At 58.8% G+C, this 20,636-nt stretch carries 21 protein-coding genes, 1 tRNA gene and 1 pseudogene; 13 read left to right on the top strand and 10 right to left on the bottom strand.

Annotated features, from left to right (window positions below; genetic code table 11):
* Positions 1-135: 135 nt before the first annotated feature.
* The 3 genes from CKW32_RS15350 to CKW32_RS15360 are packed head-to-tail and all read left to right on the top strand — an operon-like array spanning position 136 to position 3,301.
* The gene (locus tag CKW32_RS15350) at positions 136-1,545 is read left to right on the top strand and encodes a circularly permuted type 2 ATP-grasp protein (protein WP_032887446.1); all 1,410 of its coding nucleotides are present in this window, start codon (positions 136-138) and stop codon (positions 1,543-1,545) included.
* 5 nt (positions 1,546-1,550) lie between these two features.
* Complete coding sequence (locus tag CKW32_RS15355) at positions 1,551-2,501, top strand: alpha-E domain-containing protein (protein WP_032887448.1); 951 nt, start codon at positions 1,551-1,553, stop codon at positions 2,499-2,501.
* Entirely contained in the window at positions 2,498-3,301 is an 804-nt protein-coding gene (locus tag CKW32_RS15360; protein WP_095185329.1) for a transglutaminase family protein, read from the top strand. The genes CKW32_RS15355 and CKW32_RS15360 overlap by 4 nt, the downstream gene beginning before the upstream one ends.
* Positions 3,302-3,505: 204 nt before the next feature.
* Here CKW32_RS15360 and CKW32_RS15365 read toward each other — a convergent pair whose 3' ends face one another.
* Positions 3,506-4,312, bottom strand: coding sequence for a cytochrome c (locus tag CKW32_RS15365; protein ID WP_095185330.1), 807 nt, complete (start codon positions 4,310-4,312; stop codon positions 3,506-3,508).
* A gap of 641 nt (positions 4,313-4,953) precedes the next feature.
* On the opposite strand from CKW32_RS15365, the gene CKW32_RS15370 reads away from it, so the two are divergent.
* The 3 genes from CKW32_RS15370 to CKW32_RS15380 all read left to right on the top strand — a co-directional run bounded on the left by CKW32_RS15370 (position 4,954) and on the right by CKW32_RS15380 (position 9,121).
* Complete coding sequence (locus CKW32_RS15370) at positions 4,954-6,159, top strand: acetyl-CoA C-acetyltransferase (protein WP_095185331.1); 1,206 nt, start codon at positions 4,954-4,956, stop codon at positions 6,157-6,159.
* A gap of 16 nt (positions 6,160-6,175) precedes the next feature.
* Positions 6,176-8,323 carry a 3-hydroxyacyl-CoA dehydrogenase NAD-binding domain-containing protein gene (locus CKW32_RS15375; protein WP_095185332.1) on the top strand — a complete coding sequence of 716 codons (2,148 nt, stop codon included), beginning with the start codon at positions 6,176-6,178 and terminating at the stop codon, positions 8,321-8,323.
* A gap of 84 nt (positions 8,324-8,407) precedes the next feature.
* Positions 8,408-9,121: an amidotransferase gene (locus CKW32_RS15380; protein WP_032887456.1), complete on the top strand. Its 714-nt coding sequence runs from the start codon at positions 8,408-8,410 to the stop codon at positions 9,119-9,121.
* On the opposite strand, the gene CKW32_RS15385 is transcribed toward CKW32_RS15380, so the two are convergent.
* From CKW32_RS15385 to CKW32_RS15395, 3 genes are all read right to left on the bottom strand, one after another.
* Positions 9,118-10,089: a magnesium and cobalt transport protein CorA gene (locus CKW32_RS15385; protein WP_032887457.1), complete on the bottom strand. Its 972-nt coding sequence runs from the start codon at positions 10,087-10,089 to the stop codon at positions 9,118-9,120. The genes CKW32_RS15380 and CKW32_RS15385 overlap by 4 nt on opposite strands.
* Before the next feature lie 140 nt (positions 10,090-10,229).
* Entirely contained in the window at positions 10,230-10,952 is a 723-nt protein-coding gene (locus tag CKW32_RS15390) for a 1-acyl-sn-glycerol-3-phosphate acyltransferase (RefSeq protein ID WP_095185333.1), read from the bottom strand.
* Positions 10,953-11,165: 213 nt separating this feature from the next.
* A complete protein-coding gene (locus CKW32_RS15395; RefSeq protein ID WP_032887461.1) occupies positions 11,166-11,858 on the bottom strand; it encodes a crotonase/enoyl-CoA hydratase family protein in 693 nt (230 codons plus the stop codon).
* A gap of 319 nt (positions 11,859-12,177) precedes the next feature.
* Here CKW32_RS15395 and CKW32_RS15400 point away from each other — a divergent pair.
* The 5 genes and pseudogenes from CKW32_RS15400 to CKW32_RS15420 all read left to right on the top strand — a co-directional run.
* Positions 12,178-12,267, top strand: a tRNA-Ser gene (locus CKW32_RS15400).
* Between the two features lie 232 nt (positions 12,268-12,499).
* Positions 12,500-12,847, top strand: coding sequence for a metalloregulator ArsR/SmtB family transcription factor (locus CKW32_RS15405; protein WP_032887533.1), 348 nt, complete (start codon positions 12,500-12,502; stop codon positions 12,845-12,847).
* A 76-nt stretch (positions 12,848-12,923) separates the two neighbouring features.
* The gene (locus tag CKW32_RS15410) at positions 12,924-13,394 is read left to right on the top strand and encodes an arsenate reductase ArsC (RefSeq protein ID WP_032887535.1); all 471 of its coding nucleotides are present in this window, start codon (positions 12,924-12,926) and stop codon (positions 13,392-13,394) included.
* A 12-nt stretch (positions 13,395-13,406) separates the two neighbouring features.
* Positions 13,407-14,108, top strand: coding sequence for an arsenical resistance protein ArsH (gene arsH, locus CKW32_RS15415; protein ID WP_032887537.1), 702 nt, complete (start codon positions 13,407-13,409; stop codon positions 14,106-14,108).
* 9 nt (positions 14,109-14,117) lie between these two features.
* A pseudogene (locus CKW32_RS15420) lies at positions 14,118-14,539 on the top strand (N-acetyltransferase family protein); the annotation flags it as partial.
* A gap of 25 nt (positions 14,540-14,564) precedes the next feature.
* Here CKW32_RS15420 and CKW32_RS15425 read toward each other — a convergent pair.
* The 4 genes from CKW32_RS15425 to CKW32_RS15440 all read right to left on the bottom strand — a co-directional run bounded on the left by CKW32_RS15425 (position 14,565) and on the right by CKW32_RS15440 (position 17,094).
* Positions 14,565-15,605: a DMT family transporter gene (locus CKW32_RS15425; protein ID WP_095185334.1), complete on the bottom strand. Its 1,041-nt coding sequence runs from the start codon at positions 15,603-15,605 to the stop codon at positions 14,565-14,567.
* Positions 15,606-15,667: 62 nt separating this feature from the next.
* Positions 15,668-16,003: a hypothetical protein gene (locus CKW32_RS15430; RefSeq protein ID WP_032887540.1), complete on the bottom strand. Its 336-nt coding sequence runs from the start codon at positions 16,001-16,003 to the stop codon at positions 15,668-15,670.
* Positions 16,004-16,095: 92 nt separating this feature from the next.
* Entirely contained in the window at positions 16,096-16,674 is a 579-nt protein-coding gene (locus tag CKW32_RS15435) for a DUF4337 domain-containing protein (protein WP_032887542.1), read from the bottom strand.
* A gap of 54 nt (positions 16,675-16,728) precedes the next feature.
* A complete protein-coding gene (locus CKW32_RS15440) occupies positions 16,729-17,094 on the bottom strand; it encodes a DUF2784 domain-containing protein (protein ID WP_032887544.1) in 366 nt (121 codons plus the stop codon).
* Between the two features lie 108 nt (positions 17,095-17,202).
* On the opposite strand from CKW32_RS15440, the gene CKW32_RS15445 reads away from it, so the two are divergent.
* Positions 17,203-17,889, top strand: coding sequence for an HAD-IA family hydrolase (locus CKW32_RS15445; RefSeq protein WP_095185335.1), 687 nt, complete (start codon positions 17,203-17,205; stop codon positions 17,887-17,889).
* Between the two features lie 160 nt (positions 17,890-18,049).
* Here the strand turns inward: CKW32_RS15445 and CKW32_RS15450 are convergent, their stop codons facing one another.
* Entirely contained in the window at positions 18,050-18,796 is a 747-nt protein-coding gene (locus CKW32_RS15450; protein WP_032887548.1) for a 3-oxoacyl-ACP reductase family protein, read from the bottom strand.
* Between the two features lie 126 nt (positions 18,797-18,922).
* Between CKW32_RS15450 and CKW32_RS15455 the strand changes: the two genes are divergently transcribed.
* Complete coding sequence (locus tag CKW32_RS15455; RefSeq protein ID WP_095185336.1) at positions 18,923-19,846, top strand: LysR family transcriptional regulator; 924 nt, start codon at positions 18,923-18,925, stop codon at positions 19,844-19,846.
* Between the two features lie 51 nt (positions 19,847-19,897).
* On the opposite strand, the gene CKW32_RS15460 is transcribed toward CKW32_RS15455, so the two are convergent.
* Positions 19,898-20,626 (bottom strand): aspartate/glutamate racemase family protein, encoded by a 729-nt coding sequence (locus CKW32_RS15460; protein WP_032887552.1) that lies wholly within the window; start codon positions 20,624-20,626, stop codon positions 19,898-19,900.
* Between the last annotated feature and the right edge of the window lie 10 nt (positions 20,627-20,636).

Consider the following 20,636-nt stretch of genomic DNA (forward strand, 5'->3'; position numbering starts at 1 on the left):
ATACGACGGGCGTTCTGCGCACCAGGACGGTGCGATCAGCGCTTCGATTTTATTTAACTCACTGATTTTTAAGTGTTTATGCCGCTGGCACGGGCCTTGCGATGGTTCTTGCGTCCGGGTGACAAGGAGTACGGCATGATCCGCACTTATTACGACGAAATGTACGATGGAGCGGGGCAGGTCCGCCCCCATTACCGCGAGTTCGCCCGCTGGTTGGCCGAGACCCCTGCAGAACTGCTGGCCCAGCGCCGGCGTGAAGCCGATTTGCTGTTTCATCGCGCCGGTATCACCTTCACGCTTTATGGCGACGAGCAGGGCACCGAACGCCTCATTCCTTTCGACACCATCCCTCGCAGTATCCCCGCCAGTGAGTGGCGAATTGTGGAGCGCGGCTGTATCCAAAGGGTCAAGGCGCTGAACATGTTCCTTGCCGACCTGTACCACGAGCAACGCATCATCAAGGCTGGGATTATCCCCGCCGAACAGGTGTTGGCTAACGAGCAATACCAGTTGGCGATGCAGGGGCTGGACCTGCATCGCGACCTGTATTCCCACGTCTCCGGGGTCGACCTCGTACGCGATGGCGACGGCACTTACTACGTGCTTGAAGACAACCTGCGCACACCGAGCGGCGTGAGCTACATGCTCGAAGACCGCAAGATGATGATGCGCCTGTTCCCCGAACTGTTCGCCGCCCAGCGCATCGCGCCCATCGACCACTATCCCAACCTGTTGCTCGACACCCTTAAAAGCTCCAGTCCTTTGGATAACCCCAGCGTGGTGGTGCTGACGCCGGGGCGCTTCAACAGCGCGTTCTTTGAACATGCGTTCCTTGCCCGGGAAATGGGTGTGGAACTGGTGGAGGGCGCCGATCTGTTCGTACGTGATGACCGCGTCTTCATGCGCACCACTGACGGACCTAAGGCGGTGGACGTGATCTACCGCCGTCTCGATGACGCGTTCCTCGACCCGCTGGCCTTCAACCCGGATTCCATGCTCGGTGTGCCGGGCCTACTGGCGGCCTATCGCTCCGGCAACGTGGTGCTGGCCAACGCCATCGGCACCGGGGTGGCGGATGACAAGTCGGTGTACCCCTTCGTTACCGAGATGATCCGTTTCTATCTGGATGAAGAACCGATCCTAAAGAACGTTCCTACCTTTCAATGCCGTAAGCCTGACGAATTGTCCCACGTACTGGCCAACCTGCCGGACCTGGTGGTCAAGGAAACCCAAGGCTCCGGCGGCTACGGGATGTTGGTGGGGCCGGCGTCCACGGCGGCTGAAATCGAAGCGTTCCGGGCGCGAATCAAAGCCAAGCCTCATGCCTATATCGCACAGCCGACCCTATGTTTATCCACCTGCCCGACCTTTGTCGAAAACGGTATCGCCCCGCGCCACATCGACCTGCGCCCGTTTGTGCTGTCCGGCAAGGAAACCCGTGTGGTGCCGGGTGGCTTGACCCGCGTGGCGCTGCGCGAAGGTTCGCTGGTGGTCAACTCGTCCCAGGGCGGCGGCACCAAAGACACCTGGGTGGTTGAGGACTGAATGCCATGTTGAGTAGAACTGCCTCGGATTTGTATTGGATGTCGCGCTATCTGGAGCGTGCGGAAAACCTCGCGCGCATGCTCGATGTCAGTTATTCGCTGTCGCTGATGCCTCAGGATGGGCGCGGCGATGGCCTGCATGAATTAGCCATGCCGCTGCTGATCACCGGCACCCTGGATGATTACCGCGAGCGCCACGGTGAATTGCATGCCGAACGCCTGCTGCACTTCTTTGCCCTGGACGCGGCCAACCCGGCGAGCATCTACAGTTGCCTCGGCTCGGCGCGGGCCAGCGCCCATGCGGTGCGTGGGCGAATTACCGCCGACATGTGGGAAAACATCAACGCCACTTGGTTGGATATTCGCGATATCGCTCAGCAAGGTCTCAGCCGCTACGGTATGAGTCGCTTCTGTGAGTGGGTTAAGGAACGCTCCCATCTGTTTCGAGGGGCGACCTACGGCACCATCATGCGCAACGATGCATTCCGTTTCATTCGTTTGGGCACCTTTATCGAACGCGCTGACAACACCCTGCGTTTGCTTGATGCGCGCTATGAAATGGCCGGCGACCGTGCTGAAGCCGTCACCGATGGCACGGCCCACGCCTACTATCAATGGAGTGCCTTGCTGCGGGCGTTGTCGTCGTTCGAGGCCTACACCGAGATCTATCGCGATGCCCCTGGCGCCCGGCAAGTCGCCGAATTATTGCTGTTACGCGCCGATGTGCCGCGCTCGCTGCGCGCCTGCAGTGAAGAAATCGACCAGATCCTTGCCAGCCTGCCCGGCCTCAACGGTCGACCGGCCCAGCGCTTGGCCGCCGAAATGGACGCGCGCCTGCGCTTTACCGCGATCGATGAAATCCTTGAGGAAGGCCTGCACGCCTGGCTGACCGACTTTATCCCCCTGGTCCGCCAATTGGGCGACGCCATCTACAGTTCCTACCTGGAGGCGGCATGAGACTCTCCATCAGCCACGAAACCACCTACCACTACGAGGACCAGGTTCGCGCCAGCATCCAATACCTGCGCCTGACGCCCCATGACAGCGAGCGTCAGCACGTGCTCAGTTGGCAACTGGACCTGCCGCGCCCGGTGCGCGCTCAAGTGGACCCTTTCGGCAATATCCTGCACGTGTTGACTCTGGACGAACCCCATGACGCCATCATCATCGGCGCCCGTGGCCAAGTGGATATCGACGAATTACGCGAAGCCGAGCATGAGAGCCAGTCGGCGTTTCCGTTCCTGCGTTGCACGCGCCTGACTGAACCGGATGACGCCTTGCGTGGCTTCGCTGCACAGCATTGTCATCAGCGTCGTGATCGCACCGCGCTGATCGACCTGATGCACGCGCTCAACCAAGCGATGGTCTACACGCCAGGCGCTACTGAGGTCGACACCTGCGCCGCCGAGGCCTTCGCTGGGGCTGCGGGCGTGTGCCAGGACCACACCCACGCGTTCCTGGCCTGCGCACGCAGCCTGGGCATTCCTGCGCGGTATGTGTCGGGGTATTTGTACACCGAAGACAGTACGCATCTGGCCAGCCACGCCTGGGCCGAAGCCTGGTTGGATGACGCCTGGTACAGTTTTGACGTGACCAACCAATTGGCGCGCCCGGAGCGGCATCTCAAGCTGGCTGTGGGACTGGATTACCTGGATGCGTGCCCCGTACGCGGCATGCGTCGTGGCGGCGGGCATGAGCAAATGCACGCGAAGGTGTTTGTGGCGCCGACGCCGGTGGTTTCTGTGCAGCAGCAATAAATGATGAGTGGGTCGTGGCTTGTTGGGGGGAGAGAGCTTTCTGTGGTGAGCGGGCTTGCCCCGCGCTGGGCAGCGAAGCAGCCCCAAGACCATCCGCCGCGTAATGCCTGCCCGACAAAATTCTGCTGTATTGGGGCTGCTGCGCAGCCCAGCGCGGGGCAAGCCCGCTCACTACACGAAAACTATCTTTCGAAGGAGGCTGGCTCAGGGCTGCTGCTTACGCCCCGCCATATGCTTCAAATACCCCACCAATAAATCCAGCTCGCTGTCAGGCAACACACTGGCAGCGAACGCCGGCATCTTCGCCTGGGGCCAATGCCTCAAACTCTGCGGATCACGGATATAGCGCTTGAGGAAATCCCCACCGAAATATTCGGTAGGGCTGTAGGGGATATTCAGATCCGGACCCACTTGCGCATCGCCCGCGCCATTGAGGCGATGGCACGCCAGGCAGTTTTTCTGGAACAGGGCAAAGCCCTGGTTGATGGGGTCATTCGCCGCCAGTTCCGGATCGGGCAGCAGCGCGGGGAAGCGTTCGGCTACGGTCTTCAATTGCTTGATTGTCGAGACTTGAAACGGCCACTGCTCGGGGCTGATGTGCCCCGCTTGCGGGTCGGTCCACACCAGATAAAACGGGCCGGCACTGTGTTTGCCATCGGTCAGGGCGGGCCACGGTTTGGCCGGGTCTTCCACGGCCAACCACGCGCGGGCGCCGTTTTGTTCCAGCAGCGGTGCGGCGGTCAGTTCTGCAGCGAAGCCATCCAGGGCAACCGCTTGCACATGGCTCTGTGGCGTTAGGCCTGGTAAGAGCACCGCCAGCGGCACCGCGCGATAGGTCATGTTGCGCTTGTAGGAAACGTCATCGACGATCTGCACCGTCTGCGCATCCGGATGCTTGAGCAGGTCGGCGGTCTGCCAGGTCTTGCGGGTGTGGTCCAGTTCGATAGTCAATTGCGCCGCGGCTGCGGGCAGAGCAAGCAACAAGGCTAAGAGTGCGAAGATCGGTTTCAAGACAGAGGCCCCGTGTTAAGTGGCAATGGGACTCACAATACCGGAAAAACGCGCGTAAAAAGGCAGCCCCTGCAACGGGGTCGCTATGCACGAAGTCCCGGCAGGTGCTGCCAAAAAGCTGCAATCCTGATGCACAAAGCGCGGAGGATAGAGGGTCACCCAATGACCTTGGTCAAATTGGGCAGTATCAGAATCAGTGTGGTGGCGAACAGAATAAGTCCCGCCTGACGTACTTTCGAATGCTTGAACATGGCTGACTGCCTTTTGTTGTTATTCCTGAGCGTCAAATACGTGCCGTTTTATTTCAGTATGGCGCTATGACGTGTCACTTTTCTTACAGTTGCTCCAGCAAAACCCGGCAGCAACATCTTACTGATTGAACCTTAGAGCCCTCGTTCTTCGCGGCTTAGATCCATTTCATATCAGCTAATCAGGATTTCAGCTTAAAAAGGCATGAGGCAGAACGCCATCTTGGCGCCAATGCCTTGGCTAGACAGCTAAAACGATTAATCAGCCTATGCGCTTAGGGGCCTACCGTTCGTCCGAGCGTGGGGGTCAAAAGCAATGAGCGCATCCGTCATTGAAACCGTGTCAATCGGGCCTAAGGTAAGGGCACTACTGCGCAATGGTTCGAGGATGTCATGACCCAAGCTTTGATCTTTGATGCGATACGCACGCCACGGGGCAAAGGCAAGGCAGACGGCGCCTTGCACAGCGTGAAACCGGTAAATCTGGTGGCAGGTCTGCTCACGGCGCTGGCGCAACGCAGCGACCTCGACACCCACCAAGTGGATGACATCGTGCTCGGCTGCGTCACCCCAGTGGGCGACCAAGGCGCCGACATCGCCAAGACCGCCGCCTTGGTAGCGAACTGGGCGATCAGCGTCGCTGGCGTACAGGTCAACCGCTTCTGCGCCTCGGGCCTTGAAGCAGTGAACCTGGGGGCGATGAAAGTGCGCTCCGGCTTTGAAGACCTGGTGGTGGTTGGCGGAGTCGAGTCTATGTCCCGTGTGCCCATGGGCAGCGATGGCGGTGCCTGGGTGCTGGACCCGCAGACCAACCTGCACAGCCACTTCACACCCCAAGGCATCGGCGCGGATCTGATCGCCACCCTGGAGGGTTTCAGTCGCCAGGATGTCGATAGCTTTGCCCTGCAGTCCCAGCAGAAAGCGGCCAGGGCCAGTGCCGACGGTTCCTTCAGCAAGTCGTTGATCGCGGTGCAGGACCAGAACGGTATTGTCCTGCTGGACCATGACGAATTTATCCGTGGCGACTCGACCCTTGAAGGCCTGGGCAATCTCAAACCGAGCTTCGAGATGATGGGGCAAATGGGCTTCGACGCTACGGCTCTGCGGGTCTACAGCCATGTGGAACGCATCAACCACGTACATACCCCGGGTAATAGCTCCGGCATTGTCGACGGCGCCGCACTGATGTTGATCGGCTCTGAAGCGAAGGGGCGCGAACTGGGCTTGCAACCGCGGGCGCGCATCGTCGCCACGGCGGTTACCAGCACTGATCCCACCATCATGCTCACGGGGCCCGCGCCAGCCACACGAAAAGCCTTGGCCAAGGCCGGTTTGCGCGTGGAAGACATTGATCTGTTCGAGGTCAACGAGGCCTTTGCCTCAGTGGTGCTCAAATTCATCAAGGACATGGGCATCGATGCCGCACGCGTCAACGTCAACGGCGGTTCCATCGCAATGGGCCACCCGTTGGGCGCCACTGGTTGCGCGATCCTTGGCACTCTGCTTGACGAGCTTGAAGTGCGCCGGCAGCGCTACGGCCTGGCCACCCTGTGTGTCGGCGGTGGCATGGGCATCGCCACTATTATCGAACGTCTCTGAGCCTAAGGAATTTCTAATGACCGATGCCATTCGTTACGAAAAAGGCCAGGACCAAATTGTGGTGCTGACTCTCGACATGCCCGGCCAGAGCGCCAACACCATGAACGGTATTTACCGCGATGCCATGGCCGCTGCGGTTCTGCGCCTTGAGTCGGAAAAGGACCACATTGCCGGTGTGATTATCACCTCTGCAAAGAAGACTTTTTTCGCGGGCGGTGACCTCAATGAACTGATCAAGGTCGAGAAGTCCCACGCCAAGGACTTCTATGAGAGCGTGTTGGTGCTTAAGGCGCAGTTGCGTCGCTTGGAAACCCTCGGCAAGCCGGTGGTGGCCGCGATCAACGGCGCGGCCCTGGGCGGCGGCTGGGAGATTTGCCTGGCCTGTCATTACCGTGTGGCGCTGGATGACAAATCGGTGCAGCTTGGATTGCCGGAAGTCACCCTCGGCTTGCTGCCGGGCGGCGGTGGCGTGGTGCGTATGGTGCGCATGCTCGGCTTGGAAAAAGCCCTGCCGTATTTGCTGGAAGGTAAAAAAGTACGGCCGCAACAGGCGCTCCAGGCGGGGTTGATCAACGAACTGGCGGAGGACCGCGATGGGCTGCTGGCCAAGTCCCGCGCTTGGATTCTCGGCAATCCCGAGGCTAAACAACCCTGGGACAACAAGTCGTACCAGATTCCCGGCGGCACTCCATCGAACCCAAAAGTCGCGCAGATGCTGGCGATTGCACCGTCGATCCTGCGCAGCAAAACCAATGGCTGTTTTCCGGCTCCAGAGAAAATCCTCTGTGCTGCCGTTGAAGGCGCTCAGGTGGACTTCGACACCGCGCACTTGATCGAAACCCGTTACTTCACCGAGTTGGTCACCGGGCAAGTGGCGAAAAACATGATTGGCACCTTCTGGTTCCAGCTCAATGAAATCAACGCCGGCAGCTCGCGACCCAAGGGTTTTTCACCTTACGTGACACGCAAAGTGGGTGTGCTTGGTGCCGGGATGATGGGGGCTGGAATTGCGTATGTCAGCGCCTGTGCGGGGATCGAGGTGGTGCTCAAGGACGTCACCCAGGCCGCCGCCGAGAAGGGCAAGGCACATTCGGCCGCGCTGCTGGACAAGAAGGTCAGCCGTGGGCAATTGACCGCCGAGCAGCGGGAAGCCACCTTGGCGCGGATTTACCCTACTGCCTCGGATGCTGATTTGGTCGGCTGCGATTTGATCATTGAGGCCGTTTTCGAAGACCGTGAACTTAAGGCCAAGGTTTCGGCCGCCGCGCAACGTGTGGTCGGAGCCGACGCGGTGATCGCCTCCAATACCTCAACGTTGCCCATCACCGGCCTTGCTAGAGCTGTGGCGGATCAAGGCAAATTTATCGGCCTGCATTTTTTCAGCCCGGTGGACAAGATGCCTCTGGTTGAAATCATCAAGGGCGCCCAGACCTCGGACGAAACCCTGGCCCGAGGTTTCGATTTCGTCCTGCAAATCAAGAAAACTCCGATTGTGGTCAACGACAGTCGCGGCTTCTTCACCTCGCGGGTGTTCGGCACGTTCACCAATGAAGGCATCGCCATGCTCGGTGAAGGTGTGGCCGCGCCGATGATCGAGACCGAGGCGCGCAAGGCCGGTATGCCGGTGGGGCCGCTGGCGGTGTCCGATGAAGTGTCCCTCAGCCTCATGAGCCATATCCGACAGCAGACGGCCAAGGATTTGCAGGCCGAAGGTAAGACGGTGCCAGGGCATCCGGCAACGGCGGTCATCGATCTGTTGGTGAATGAATACAAACGCGCGGGCAAGGCGGCGGGTGGCGGTTTTTACGAGTATCCCGCTGGAGGGCAGAAGTACCTGTGGCCGGAGTTGAAAGCCCGCTTTGAACGGCCGGGCCAGCAGATTTCGCCACAGGATGTGCGCGACCGTTTGCTGTTTATCCAAGCCATCGAAACTGTGCGCTGTGTGGAGGAGGGCGTGTTGATGTCCACCGCTGATGCCAATGTGGGATCGATCTTCGGCATTGGTTTTGCGGCGTGGAGCGGTGGGGCGTTGCAGTTTATCAATCAGTACGGCTTGAACGACTTCATCGCCCGTGCGCGTTATCTGGCTGAGCAATATGGGGAGCGCTTTGCGCCGCCAGTGTTGTTGCTGGAGAAGGCGGCGAGGAGTGAAGTGTTTCGGTGATTAATGGAGGGGCTTGCCTTGAAGGGGTGTTTCAAGGCAGGCTCTGGGTGTTCAATATTCCCATCGCCGTGTCAGGTATTTTTTATGTCGCTACGCGTCTGCATCCTGGAAACCGATATCCTGCGTCCAGGCTTGATCGATCAGTACCAAGGTTACGGGCAGATGTTCAAGCGCCTGTTCTCCAAGCAGCCGATTGCTGCCGAGTTTGTGGTTTACAACGTGGTGCAGGGCGAATATCCGTCAGACGATGAAGTGTTTGATGCCTACCTCGTTACCGGCAGCAAGGCCGATTCCTTCGGTACCGACCCTTGGATCCAGACCCTCAAGACCTACTTGCTGCAGCGCTATGAGCGTGGCGACAAATTGCTCGGTATCTGCTTCGGTCACCAGTTGTTGGCATTGCTGCTCGGCGGCAAGACTGAGCGCGCCAGCAAAGGCTGGGGCATGGGCATTCATGACTACAAACTCGATGCCAAGGCTCCGTGGATGAGCCCTGAGGTGCCTGAGTTGACGCTGTTGATCAGTCACCAGGACCAAGTCACCAGCTTGCCGGACAATGCCACGGTCATCGCCTCCAGCGATTTTTGCCCGTTCGCGGCGTATCACATTGGCGACCAGGTGCTGTGCTTCCAAGGCCACCCGGAATTTATCCACGACTATTCGCGCGAGTTGCTGGAGATTCTTCAGACAACCCTCGGGGAAACGGTTTACACGAATGGTGTCGCCAGCCTGGAGCGCGACCACCACGGCGCCACCGTGGCGGAATGGATGATGCGGTTTGTGGCGCACAAAGCTTAAAGCCAGCCCGAGCGTTTGAAACTGGCCCACAGGCTGGTGCATCCCACCGCAATAAACCCGAGCACCGCAAAATAGCCATAGTGCCATTGCAGCTCGGGCATGTTCTGGAAGTTCATCCCATAAATCCCTGCCACCGCGGTGGGGAATGCTAGGATCGCCGCCCACGCGGCAAACTTGCGCTGCACCACGCTCTGGCGTGACGCCTCCAGCAACACCCCGATTTCGATCGTCTGGCTGGCGATGTCGCGCAGGGTAGTGAGGTCCTCCATCTGCCGTGTCACGTGGATCTGCACATCACGAAAATACGGGCGCATGTTCTTGTCGATAAACGGGAAGCTCAGCTTCTGCAACTCCTGGCTGATCTCCACCATCGGCGCCACATACCGCTTGAGCCGCAGCACATCGCGGCGCAGACCGTGGATCTTCTGAATATCGCGTTCGCTCAGTGAACTGCACAGTACGTTGCGCTCCAGTTCATCGATCTCGGCGTGGATCGCCTCGCTGACCGGCTGGTAGTTTTCGGTGACGAAATCCAGCAACGCATAGAGTACGAAATCTTCCCCATGCTCCAGCAACAGCGGGCGCGCCTCACAGCGTTGGCGCACAAAGCCGTAGGACGCTGAGTGACCGTTGCGGGCGGTGATGATATAGCCGGTGCCGGCAAAGATATGGGTTTCGATAAACTCCAGCTTGCCGTTCTCGCGCACCGGTGAATAGGTGACGATAAACAGCGCATCGCCGAAGGTTTCGAGCTTGGGGCGGCTGTGTTTTTCCAGGGCGTCTTCGATGGCCAGTTCATGCAGGTTGAACTGGCGCTGCAGGTTGGCCAGCTCCTGGGCATCGGGCTCTTCCAGGCCGATCCACACAAAATGCCCGGGCTTGGCGGCCCAGGCGGCGCCTTCATCAAGGGTGATATCAGAGACTTTCTTACCGGCGCTGTAGACGGCTGCCGCAACAACTCTACCCATGGTGCTGATCACTTCTTGTTTGGAGGACAGATGTTGGGCAGCTTAGCTTGAATGGCGTTCCGTTGTAGACGTCGTTGCGGCGAGCTTTGTGTGGTGAGCGAGGTTGCTCGCGATGGGGAAGGAGCGCCCAAATAACGTGTTCAGGCGGACTGCACTTCGCGGTCCAGTTCTGCAATGCATGCATCCATCTGCGCCTGACACGCCTGCATCAACGCAGGGACGTCATTCGCTGTCAGCCCGGCTGTAGGAACGGGTGGCAAAGAACGTATGAGCACATCACCACTGTTCCAGCGATTAAGCTTCATATGAACGACGTAATTGCTGACGCACACCTGCACGATAGGTACACCCGCCGCAATCGCCATATGAAACGCGCCTTTCTTGAACGGCAGCAGACCCTTGCCCAGATTGCGCGTGCCTTCCGGGAACACCCAGATCGACGTGTCTTTGTGTTGCAGCGTATGGGTGGTGGTCAGCATCGCACGGCGCGCCTTGTGCGCATTGCCGCGGTCGATCAACACATTGCCTGCCAGCCAGAACAACTGGCCGAACAACGGCACCCATTTCAGGCTCTTTTTGGCAATACACACTGTGCGATGGGGCACTACAGTGCCCACCACGAACAGGTCATAGTTGGACTGGTGGTTGGCGATGACCACGCAGGTGCCGGGCTTGTTGCGCAGCGAGTCGACATCGGCCTTCACGTTCAGTCGCAAGATGCGCATCGCGGGCAGCGCATACAGGCGCGCGCACAGGCGGCTGTTGTCCGGGTTGAACGGCCGGCAGATACCTAGAAAAACCCCGAGCACACCCGCCACCATAAAGTGCAGGCCCATCAACAACATACGCAGCAGAAAAAGCATCGACACGGCCTATCGGGACAAAAGGTGGCGCAGTGTACGGATGTGCACTGACTTCGGCAATTACCCAGGTAGAGGTCGGAGATAGGCGATGTTTAAGCGTATGTTTCAACATGTGCCGACACTGGCTGGCTAGAGCGGCTAGGGGCGTTTCGGATTTACGTGTAAGAAAAAGCCCGACACAAGGTCGGGCTCTGGCACAGCAGGTGTAGGGACTTAGCTCAGGTTGTGGCCCTGATCCTGGATAATTGCATCGTCCAAGGCTTCCAGGAGCGCTTTACGCACTTTCAACTTGGTGTGCTTGTGGGCATTCATATTGATCTTCTTCAACTGGCGCGCCGCTTCCAGTGCCGCTGCGTGCAGTTCTTCAGGCGCCACCACCTTGTCGAGGAAACCGGCCTGCAACGCGCCCTGCGGGTCAAACATCTCGGCATTGATCACCGAGCGGTGGAACGCCGACTTGCGCAGACGATCCCGCGCCAGCTCGATCCCTGCGTGGTGCATGGTCATGCCGATTGCCACTTCATTCAGGCCGATGCTGAACGGGCCTTCCACCCCAATCCGATAATCGGCCGACAGCAACAGAAACGCGCCCTTGGCCACGGCATGCCCAGGGCACGCCACAATTACCGGGAATGGGTGCGACAACAGACGACGCGCCAACGTCGAGCCCGACGTGACCAGGCCGATGGCCTCTTTAGGGCCTGCCGTCATCACTTTCAAATCATAACCACCCGACAAAATCCCCGGCGTGCCGGTGATCACCACCACCGCCCGATCTTTCTCGGCTTGGTCCAGCGCTGTATTGAACGCACTGACAACATCTGGAGAAATGGCATTCACCTTGCCGTTGCTCAAGGTCAGGGTCGCGATACCGTCTTCGAGGTGGTAGGCAATCAACTCACTCATGACGCGGTTCCTTGTAGGACTTGTTATAGAAGAATGCAGCAGACGTTACCCACCACGCCCGTTCCGGTAAAGCGCAATGACTGACTGGCCAGTCAGCCTTTTCCCGTATCCCTGGTCGAAAATGGCCTGCAGCCGGGCACAGTACCCAGCGAAGACCCTCTGAACCCTCCCCGAGATTGGCATAATCACTGTCCTCCCGCGGGCCCATTCCGGTATAACCGTCTAACCGCATGAAAATTCTGAAAAAAACCTTTGCCATCAGAAAGGCTTTCGACTACATTAGCGCGCCTCGACAGACTGAACTGGTTTGACGAGATACGGTGAAGTGTCCGAGTGGCTTAAGGAGCACGCCTGGAAAGTGTGTATACAAGAAATTGTATCGAGAGTTCGAATCTCTCCTTCACCGCCACATTCTACAAACACAAACCCCTGATTTTCCTAGAGAAAGTCGGGGGTTTGTGGTTTTTGGCGTTCAAAAAAAGCCCCGTTAGCGGGTTTGCGACAGGGTCATCTCGTATGGGCGCTCACGAAGGTCCTGCGTACGGTTCCCATCGCCCCAAAGAAACCCACCCGATCGATAGCTTGCTTTAAATATGTATGTATCCGTATATTCGGTTATTCACATATAGCAAGTGGCCCACATGATTACGCCTCCAGAAGTGTTTAAGAGCCTTGCAGAGGAAACTCGCGCACGCGCTACTTTGCTGATTGCCTCCCAAGGAGAACTCTGCGTCTGCGAACTGATGTGCGCTCTCGGCGACAGCCAATCGAAGATCAGCCGTCACCTCGCACAGTTACGCAGCAGTGGTCTCCTGCTGGATCGTCGGCAGGGACTCTGGGTTTACTACCGCTTAAATCCGGACCTTCCCAGCTGGGTGCACGAGATCCTGCAAGTGACGTTACGAGCCAACGTTCACTGGCTGCAGGGCGACACTTCCCGTCTACAGAATATGGATGGACGCCCTGTCCGCGATGTTGCCTGCTGCTAATCCCAACCGTTAACCCTATCGAAGCTGGCGCTGCGCCTAAGTGTTTAATGTCCGCGAAGAGTGGAAGGAGTAATTAATGCGAGTCTTGTTCATGTGCACGGCCAACAGCTGCCGAAGCATTCTTTCAGAAGCCATGTTCAACCACCTGGCGCCGGAGGGTTTCAAAGCGGTGAGCTCCGGAAGCTTTCCCAAGGGGCAGGTGCTACCTCGCAGTTTGACGACTTTGACCCAATCGGGCATTTCCATCGAAGGCTTGAGCAGCAAGGGCAACGAAGCGTTCGAAGATAACCCTCCGGATATCGTCATTACCGTATGCGACAAGGCAGCTGGCGAGTCTTGCCCGGTCTATTTCGGCCCAGCCGTGAAAGCTCATTGGGGCCTGGAAGATCCTTCCGATGTGATGGGGGGCGAAGAAGAAGTTGATGCTGCTTTCCGAGCCACGCTCGCTTGCATCGAAAAACGCTGTAAAGCGTTCTTTGCGCTTCCCTTCAACAGCCTCAGCCGCGATGAACTCAAACGCGAGCTGGATCAAATCAGCAAACACTGAGAAGGAGGACATATGTCAGAGCAACTGCCCAACCTAGACCTCTCTCTGTTCGACCCCCTGCCAATTGCATCTCGCCCGAAAGATCAAAAGCCTCGAATTCTCTTGCTGTATGGGTCGACCCGCGAGCGCTCTTTCAGCCGTCTGCTGGTCGAAGAAGCTGCGCGTTTACTGGAGCACTTTGGTGCGCAAACCCGTGTGTTCAATCCTAGTGGGTTGCCACTGCCCGACGACGCATCGGTGAATCATCCTAAGGTGCAGGAACTGCGGGATCTGATGTTGTGGTCGGAAGGTCAGGTCTGGTGTTCACCAGAACGGCATGGCGCGATGTCAGCGGTGTTCAAGGCGCAGATCGACTGGGTGCCTCTTGAACTCGGCGCTGTTCGCCCCACCCAGGGAAAGACCCTGGCCGTGATGCAGGTCTGCGGTGGTTCACAGTCCTTCAATGTGGTTAATCAGTTGAGGGTACTGGGTCGCTGGATGCGCATGTTCACGATACCCAATCAATCCTCTGTACCGAAAGCCTATATGGAGTTCGACGAGGCAGGCCGAATGAAGCCTTCTGCTTTTTACGATCGCGTGGTCGATGTGATGGAGGAACTGGTGAAGTTCACCCTGTTGCTGCGTGACCAAAAGGCGTTTTTGGTGGATCGTTACTCGGAACGCAAGGAAAGCGCGGAACAGCTCATGGCGCGCGTGAACCAGCGTTCAATCTGAGTTCAATCAATGTCCATTGAAATCAGAGCGGCACGGCTTGGAGATGCTGTTGCCATCCAGGCTATCTATGCCTCGGTAGTGACCGGCTCGGCTATTTCCTTTGAAGAGGTGCCGCCTAGTATTGAAGAGATACAGCAGCGCATTGAGCTAACGCTGCGGATCTATCCATATCTGGTGGCGGTTCGAGAAGGCAAGGTGGTCGGCATATGCTTATGCAAGTCAGCACCGAGCTTCTGGTTCGGCAGGGCTATCGTCTGGCCTATGCTGGCATTTCTCAGCCCAATTCAGGCAGCGTCAAGTTGCATGAGCGGTTTGGCTTCCAACACATCGGTACCTATCCTCAAGTCGGTTATAAGCTCGGTCAGTGGCACGATGTGGGCTATTGGCACCTTGAGTTAGCGGATAAAAGCCAGCCGATCGGGCGTCTGTTGGTCTCAGAGCCATGCCCATCGCCCCTCAATGCCTGTGCCGATGATGCACATCCGGAAAATGCGCATGGCTGTGCCTCAGCGGACTGTGCACATGCACATGGCTGTGGGGCTCAGCCGGATCCCACTCAAACCCGTGCTCATGTTGGTGATGTTCATCATGCACATGCCGATGTCCGTGCTCCATGGCCTCATGCTGATGATCATGGGCATGCCGTTCCGTCAGGTGCAGCCAAACGCCCATGGCCATCAACGCCGATGCAATCCAGAAAGCCAATGTCATTGACTCACCCAACATCAGCACCGCAATCGCGGCACCCAGAAACGGCGCGGTAGAAAAATAGGCTCCCGTGCGTGCACTGCCCAGTCCGCGCAGCGCCAGCACGAACATCACCAGGCTGATGCCATAGCCCAGAAAACCAACCAGCAAGATAGGCGTCAGCTGCGCCATACCCGGGATTTGCGCTCCGAAATAGAGCGCCAACCCGCCATTCACCAGCCCCGCAATCAACCCCTTGGTCCCGGCGATAAACAGCGCGTCCGACGCAGACACTTTGCGCGTCAGGTTGTTATCAATCCCCCAGCACAGGCACGCCACGGCAACCGCCAGCGGCCCCGTCCAGTCATGGCTCGTGCCACCGCCGTCGGCCCATGACAACACCACGCCGCCCAGCACGATGGCGATCATCCCCAGGACGATGCGACGGTCGGCGTTTTCCTTGAACACGACCCAGGCGATGACGGCGGTCAGCACTGATTCCAGGTTGAGCATCAGGGAGGCGGTTGCGCCGGCCGTGCGGGTCAGGCCGAACATCAGCGCGACAGGCCCGAGGAAGCCGCCGAATGCGATGGCGCCGAGCAGCCAGGGCCATTCCGATGAGGTCAGTCCGCTGGGTTTCCAGCCACGGTCACGGATCAGGCGCACGCCGGCGAGGCCGACGCCGCTGCCGAGGTAGAGCAGGCCGGCGAGCAGCACGGGCGAGAGGCCCTGGCCGAGATTTTTGGCGAGCGGGGTGCTGGCGCCGAACAGGGCGGCGGCGGCGAGTGCGTAGAGGATACTGAGGTTCATGGGTCATCCTCGAAAGGGTGGCCCATGATACGTCGCGGGCTCAGGTGAAAGCCCGAGCGGATTTACTGCGCGGTTTTCAGCTTGATCACATCACCGGAAATCTTGGTGGTGTAACCGCTGAGGACCCAGGCCCAGAACCAGTTTTCCTGCACTTGGGTGTTGATCAGCGCATCGCCGCCTTTTGCTTTGATGGCGGCATCCTGGGCGCGCACGAAACGGCTGTTCTGGCCGATCGGGATCACGCCGAACAGCATAATGCCGGTGGCGCTGGCTTCACTGTGGCCCAGGACGGTGTATTGGCTGCTGTCGTATTGCGGGGATTTGATGGCGGTGCCGGTGCAGCCTGCAAGCGTGAAACCGAGAACGGCTGCTGCAACCACTTTACTGATGTACTTCACTGGGAAACTCCATGGACTAAAGCCCGAGATTCAATTCTCGGGGGGCGTACTTTAATCGCCCCGGCAGGGGATTGAAATCAATCTTCCCGTCGTCAGATGTGCAACCACGCCAGGCTGCCTAACACCACCGCCACCCCCGCCGCCGTATACGCCATGCGCTTCAACCACTCCTTCCTTGTGAGCAACGTAATTGCCGCCAGCGAAATCGCGATCTGAATCGCGGTCATCGCCTGGGCCCAGCGGTGGTGCTGGTGCAACGCCTGCTCTGATTTTTCATCCCATTCCCGCGAGGTGGCCTCAAGCTTTTCTGCCTGCTGGCGCACGTCCTCCTTCTGGCTTTTGTAGCGCTCGATCTCGCCCTTGTAATGCGCAGCGTCTACGCCGGGAATATGGGTGGCCAGCTCCGCCAGGTTTTGGCGGCTGGATTTGGCCTGGTAGTAGTTCCACTGGTTGGCTGCTTCGGTCTTGATGATGGCCGCGTTGTTCTTGTCCATCGCCGCTTCGCTTTCGGTGGAACCGGCCTGGTAGCTGAGCATGGCGCCGAGAGTGGCCATCAGCGCGGTCATGACGGCGATTCGGCTGGCGAAACTGTCTCCTCTTGCGTGGGCATGTTCGGTGGTGTGTTCGATGTGTTTTTCGTGGGGGCTGGGGACTTCGAAGGCTTCGGACATGGCGGCGGCTATGAAGGGACTGAGGGAGTCTGATTCTTCACCCGTGCGGCTGTCTCAAGGCTGTACGTAACGCCGAATCAGCCGCGTATACACCGCGATATTGATCACTAACACCAATGCACCCAGCGCCAGTTGAATCTGCGGAGTCAGGCCAGCCGGATAGATGAGCGTAAGAATGTAGTGTTCGATGAATCCGCCGCCGTAGCCGTCTTGACCGGCGAGATGGCGAAGCAAGTTTTCCCAGCGCGTGAGTGGGCACGGCAGGTGAAAGACCTCGACGGCCACGCCCCACGCGGCAGCGGGCAAGTGAAGCCAGATAACCGGCCGCCACTTAAGGGCCAGCAGCCCGCCGAATAATACGAACAGGATAAAACACAGGTGAAACAGCACGAGGCTGTCGGCAGCTAGACGGTAGAGCATTGTGCGCGCTTCAAAAAGGGGAGGGCGTAGTCTAAGGGTTGCCCGCAGGTAAGCGGGACCGTTATTGTGCTGAATCCTTTTAGTCCTTCCTCCCAAGGATCTGTTGTGATGAATTCGCCACGTACCGTTGCCCCGATCAAGGCTGTGATTTTCGATATGGACGGGTTGTTGCTCGATACAGAAGGCATCTACACCGAAGTCACGCAGATCATCGCCGAGCGCTACGGTCGTACTTATGATTGGGGGATCAAGCAGCATATTATTGGCCGTGGCGCCCAGGACCTGGCCGATTACGTGGTCAAGGCACTGGACTTGCCGATCACACCGGCGCAGTTTCTGGAAATTCGCGAACCGTTGATGAGCGAGCGCTTTCCAAAGGCCCTGGGCATGCCCGGTGCCGAGGCGCTGGTTCGGCACTTGAAGGCACACAACATTCCGATTGCCGTGGGCACCAGTTCGTCGCGCAATTCGTTTGGCCACAAAACCACGTTGCACCGCGAGTGGTTTAGCCTGTTTGGGACCATCGTTACCGCAGATGACCCCGAAGTTGGCGCCGCGAAACCCGCGCCGGATATTTTCCTCACCGCTGCACGCCGCCTGGGCGTTGCCCCTGAGGATTGCCTGGTGTTCGAGGATTCGCCCTTTGGTGTAACGGCTGCGAAGGCCGCCCATATGACCGCCATCGCCGTGCCCGACGAAGCCATGGCCGACAGCAAGTACCAGCATGCCGACCAGATCATCCGCAAGCTTGCGGACTTTGACCTGGCGGCCTATGGCTTGCCGCCAATCTCCTGACCTTACTCGGTAAAAAATGTGGGAGGGGGTTTTCCCCCCCCCGATGGCAGAGTGTCAGTCACCATTGAGCTGGCTGACACTCTGCCATCGGGGGCAAGCCCCCTCCCACATTTGTTTTTGCAGGGATTCAGAAAATTTGGTTTTGCAGGGATTCAGAAAATCAGGCGCTGAACCCACCATCAATGGTCAGGCTGGCACCGGTGATATACCCCGCTTCCGGTCCGGCCAGATAGGCCACGAAACTGGCAATCTCTTCTACATGCCCGTAACGCCCCACCGCCATTAACCCGATCAGGCTCTCGGCAAAATCACTGTTTGCCGGGTTCATATCGGTGTCCACCGGCCCAGGCTGCACATTATTGATGGTGATGCCCCTCGGTCCCAGATCCCGCGCCAACCCCTTGGTCAGGCCCACCAGCGCCGCTTTGCTCATCGCGTACGGGCCACCTCCGCCAAAGGGCATGCGTTCGGCATTGGTGCTGCCGATGTTGATCACCCGACCACCTTCACCCATATGCTTGGCGGCTTCCTGGGTAGCGATAAACACGCTGCGCACGTTGATCGCCAAGGTCTGGTCGAAGTCTTCCAGCTTGAAGTCTTCCAGCGGTGCGATGGCCAGCACGCCAGCGTTATTCACCAGGATGTCCAGGCGGCCAAAGGCTTCCACGGTGGTATTGACCGCGTTGCGGATCGCAGTGGCATCGGCGCTGTCGGCGTGAATCGCCAGGGCTTTGCCGCCGGCGCTGATTACGCTGTTCTGCAACTCTTCTGCCTTGGCGGCCGAGCTGACATAGGTAAAGGCGACCGCTGCGCCTTGGGCGGCGAGGCGCTTGACGATGGCGGCGCCGATACCGCGGGAACCGCCTTGAATCAAGGCGACTTTGCCGCTGAGGTTGAGTGTGGTCATGTCGATCTCCTGGCTGTTCAAGGCAGGCTGCCTTGTTGTTGGAGCCGAGTATCGACTTCACCCAGCCCTACCGGTAGACCGTGATTGCTATAGTCTGTGTAAACCAAAAGTTTAGAGTGGGCTGTGATGGAAAGCTTTGGAAGTATCGAATGCTTCGTGCGCAGCGCCGAAGGTGGCAGCTTTGCCGAAGCGGCGCGGCACTTGAGCCTGACCCCGGCGGCGGTCGGTAAAAGCGTCGCCAAGCTGGAAGCGCGCCTCGGTGTGCGGCTCTTCCAGCGCAGCACTCGGCGCCTCACGCTGACTGAAGCCGGCAAGCTGTTTCTAGAAGAGGTCAGCGCCAGCCTTACCACTATCCAGAACGCCGTCGCCAACCTGGCCAGCGCCGAAGGGCGACCGGTGGGTACGCTCAAGGTCAGCATGGGCACGGTGTTCGGCAATCGCTATGTGGTCCCGCTGCTGGGGGAGTTTATGCGGCGTTTCCCGGATATCAGCCCGGACTGGCATTTTGATAACCGCCAGGTGGACCTGATCGGCCAAGGCTTTGATGCCGCGATTGGCGGCGGTTTTGAACTGCCCCAAGGCGTGGTGGCGCGCAAGTTGACGCCCGCGCACCGGGTGCTGGTGGCTTCACCGGGTTACCTGGCGCAACGCCCACCGGTGCGCGAGCCTGAAGACTTGTCGCGGTGCAAAGGTATCCTGATCCGCTCACCGCAAACCGGGCGTATCCGTTCCTGGCAGTTGACCAGTGTCGAACGTGAATGCCGCCCGCTGGTGCTCAAACCCGGCATGACCATGAGCGACTCCGAAGCCGCCTGCCGCGCCAGCGCTCAAGGCTTGGGAATTGCGCTGGTGAGCATGCCCATGGCCGTGCCGTTCTTCGACAGCGGCGAGGTGGTAAGGGTATTGCCCGACTGGTACGTCGACGACGGCAATATTTCCATCTACTACGCCGAGCACAAACTGCTGCCCGGCAAGACCCGGGCGTTTGTGGACTTCATCATTGAGCAGTTTGCCGAAAAAAAACTGGGGCAAAGGTTCAGCGCAATCTAAAACCAGACGCAGCTCGAAATGTGGGAGGTGGCTTGCTCCCACATTTGATTTTCAGCGGCCGAACCGGGTCGGCCAGCCAATGACCTTCTTCGGCCGAGGCGTCGCGTAAGTCCGGATCTTCGACGTCGACAACCCCAGCCGTACCAAGGATTCGGCGATGGTCACCGCCGCCGTCACGCCATCCACCACCGGCACCCCGGTGCGCTGGCGAATCTGCTCATCCAGCCCGGCCATGCCGCCGCAACCCAGGCAAATCACTTCGGCCTTGTCCTCGCGGATGGCCAGTTCCGCCTGGCGCACGATGGCTTCCATCGCAGCCAACGGGTCTTCTTCCAGCTCCAAAACCGCCATGCCACTGGCCCGAACTGAAGCGCAGCGCTGGTACAGGCCGGCAAGTTTCAGGCGGTCTTCGATCAGCGGCACGGTGCGGTCCAGGGTGGTCACCACCGAATAGGCATGGCCCAGGAACATCGCCGTGCTGGCCGCCGCCTCGGTGATATCCACCACCGGCACATTCAATAACTCCTGCAAACCTTCCCGGCCGTGTTCGCCGTAGCCGGCCTGGATCACCGCATCGAACGGTTGGTCGTAAGCCATTACCCGGTCCATCACGGCGATGGCGGCCAGGTAGCTCTCAAAATTGCCTTCAACCGATTCCGCGCCGAAGTACGGGGTAAGTCCGACAATCTCAGTGCCCGGCGAGGCCACGGCCCGCGCTTGCTGGGCGATGGTTTCAGTGATGGATTCGGTGGTGTTGACGTTGACCACGAGGATACGCATGGAAGGTCCT

This window comes from Pseudomonas sp. Irchel 3H9 (genome assembly GCF_900187495.1).
GTDB lineage: Bacteria > Pseudomonadota > Gammaproteobacteria > Pseudomonadales > Pseudomonadaceae > Aquipseudomonas > Aquipseudomonas sivasensis.

Excerpts from the sequence above, each read along its gene's own strand:
- CKW32_RS15350 (WP_032887446.1), top strand. The coding sequence starts at position 136 with ATGATCCGCACTTATTACGACGAAATGTACGATGGAGCGGGGCAGGTC.
- CKW32_RS15355 (WP_032887448.1), top strand. The coding sequence starts at position 1,551 with ATGTTGAGTAGAACTGCCTCGGATTTGTATTGGATGTCGCGCTATCTG.
- CKW32_RS15360 (WP_095185329.1), top strand. The coding sequence starts at position 2,498 with ATGAGACTCTCCATCAGCCACGAAACCACCTACCACTACGAGGACCAG.
- CKW32_RS15370 (WP_095185331.1), top strand. The coding sequence starts at position 4,954 with ATGACCCAAGCTTTGATCTTTGATGCGATACGCACGCCACGGGGCAAA.
- CKW32_RS15375 (WP_095185332.1), top strand. The coding sequence starts at position 6,176 with ATGACCGATGCCATTCGTTACGAAAAAGGCCAGGACCAAATTGTGGTG.
- CKW32_RS15380 (WP_032887456.1), top strand. The coding sequence starts at position 8,408 with ATGTCGCTACGCGTCTGCATCCTGGAAACCGATATCCTGCGTCCAGGC.
- CKW32_RS15385 (WP_032887457.1), bottom strand. The coding sequence starts at position 10,089 with ATGGGTAGAGTTGTTGCGGCAGCCGTCTACAGCGCCGGTAAGAAAGTC.
- CKW32_RS15390 (WP_095185333.1), bottom strand. The coding sequence starts at position 10,952 with ATGCTTTTTCTGCTGCGTATGTTGTTGATGGGCCTGCACTTTATGGTG.
- CKW32_RS15395 (WP_032887461.1), bottom strand. The coding sequence starts at position 11,858 with ATGAGTGAGTTGATTGCCTACCACCTCGAAGACGGTATCGCGACCCTG.
- CKW32_RS15405 (WP_032887533.1), top strand. The coding sequence starts at position 12,500 with ATGATTACGCCTCCAGAAGTGTTTAAGAGCCTTGCAGAGGAAACTCGC.
- CKW32_RS15410 (WP_032887535.1), top strand. The coding sequence starts at position 12,924 with ATGCGAGTCTTGTTCATGTGCACGGCCAACAGCTGCCGAAGCATTCTT.
- arsH (WP_032887537.1), top strand. The coding sequence starts at position 13,407 with ATGTCAGAGCAACTGCCCAACCTAGACCTCTCTCTGTTCGACCCCCTG.
- CKW32_RS15425 (WP_095185334.1), bottom strand. The coding sequence starts at position 15,605 with ATGAACCTCAGTATCCTCTACGCACTCGCCGCCGCCGCCCTGTTCGGC.
- CKW32_RS15435 (WP_032887542.1), bottom strand. The coding sequence starts at position 16,674 with ATGTCCGAAGCCTTCGAAGTCCCCAGCCCCCACGAAAAACACATCGAA.
- CKW32_RS15440 (WP_032887544.1), bottom strand. The coding sequence starts at position 17,094 with ATGCTCTACCGTCTAGCTGCCGACAGCCTCGTGCTGTTTCACCTGTGT.
- CKW32_RS15445 (WP_095185335.1), top strand. The coding sequence starts at position 17,203 with ATGAATTCGCCACGTACCGTTGCCCCGATCAAGGCTGTGATTTTCGAT.
- CKW32_RS15450 (WP_032887548.1), bottom strand. The coding sequence starts at position 18,796 with ATGACCACACTCAACCTCAGCGGCAAAGTCGCCTTGATTCAAGGCGGT.
- CKW32_RS15455 (WP_095185336.1), top strand. The coding sequence starts at position 18,923 with ATGGAAAGCTTTGGAAGTATCGAATGCTTCGTGCGCAGCGCCGAAGGT.
- CKW32_RS15460 (WP_032887552.1), bottom strand. The coding sequence starts at position 20,626 with ATGCGTATCCTCGTGGTCAACGTCAACACCACCGAATCCATCACTGAA.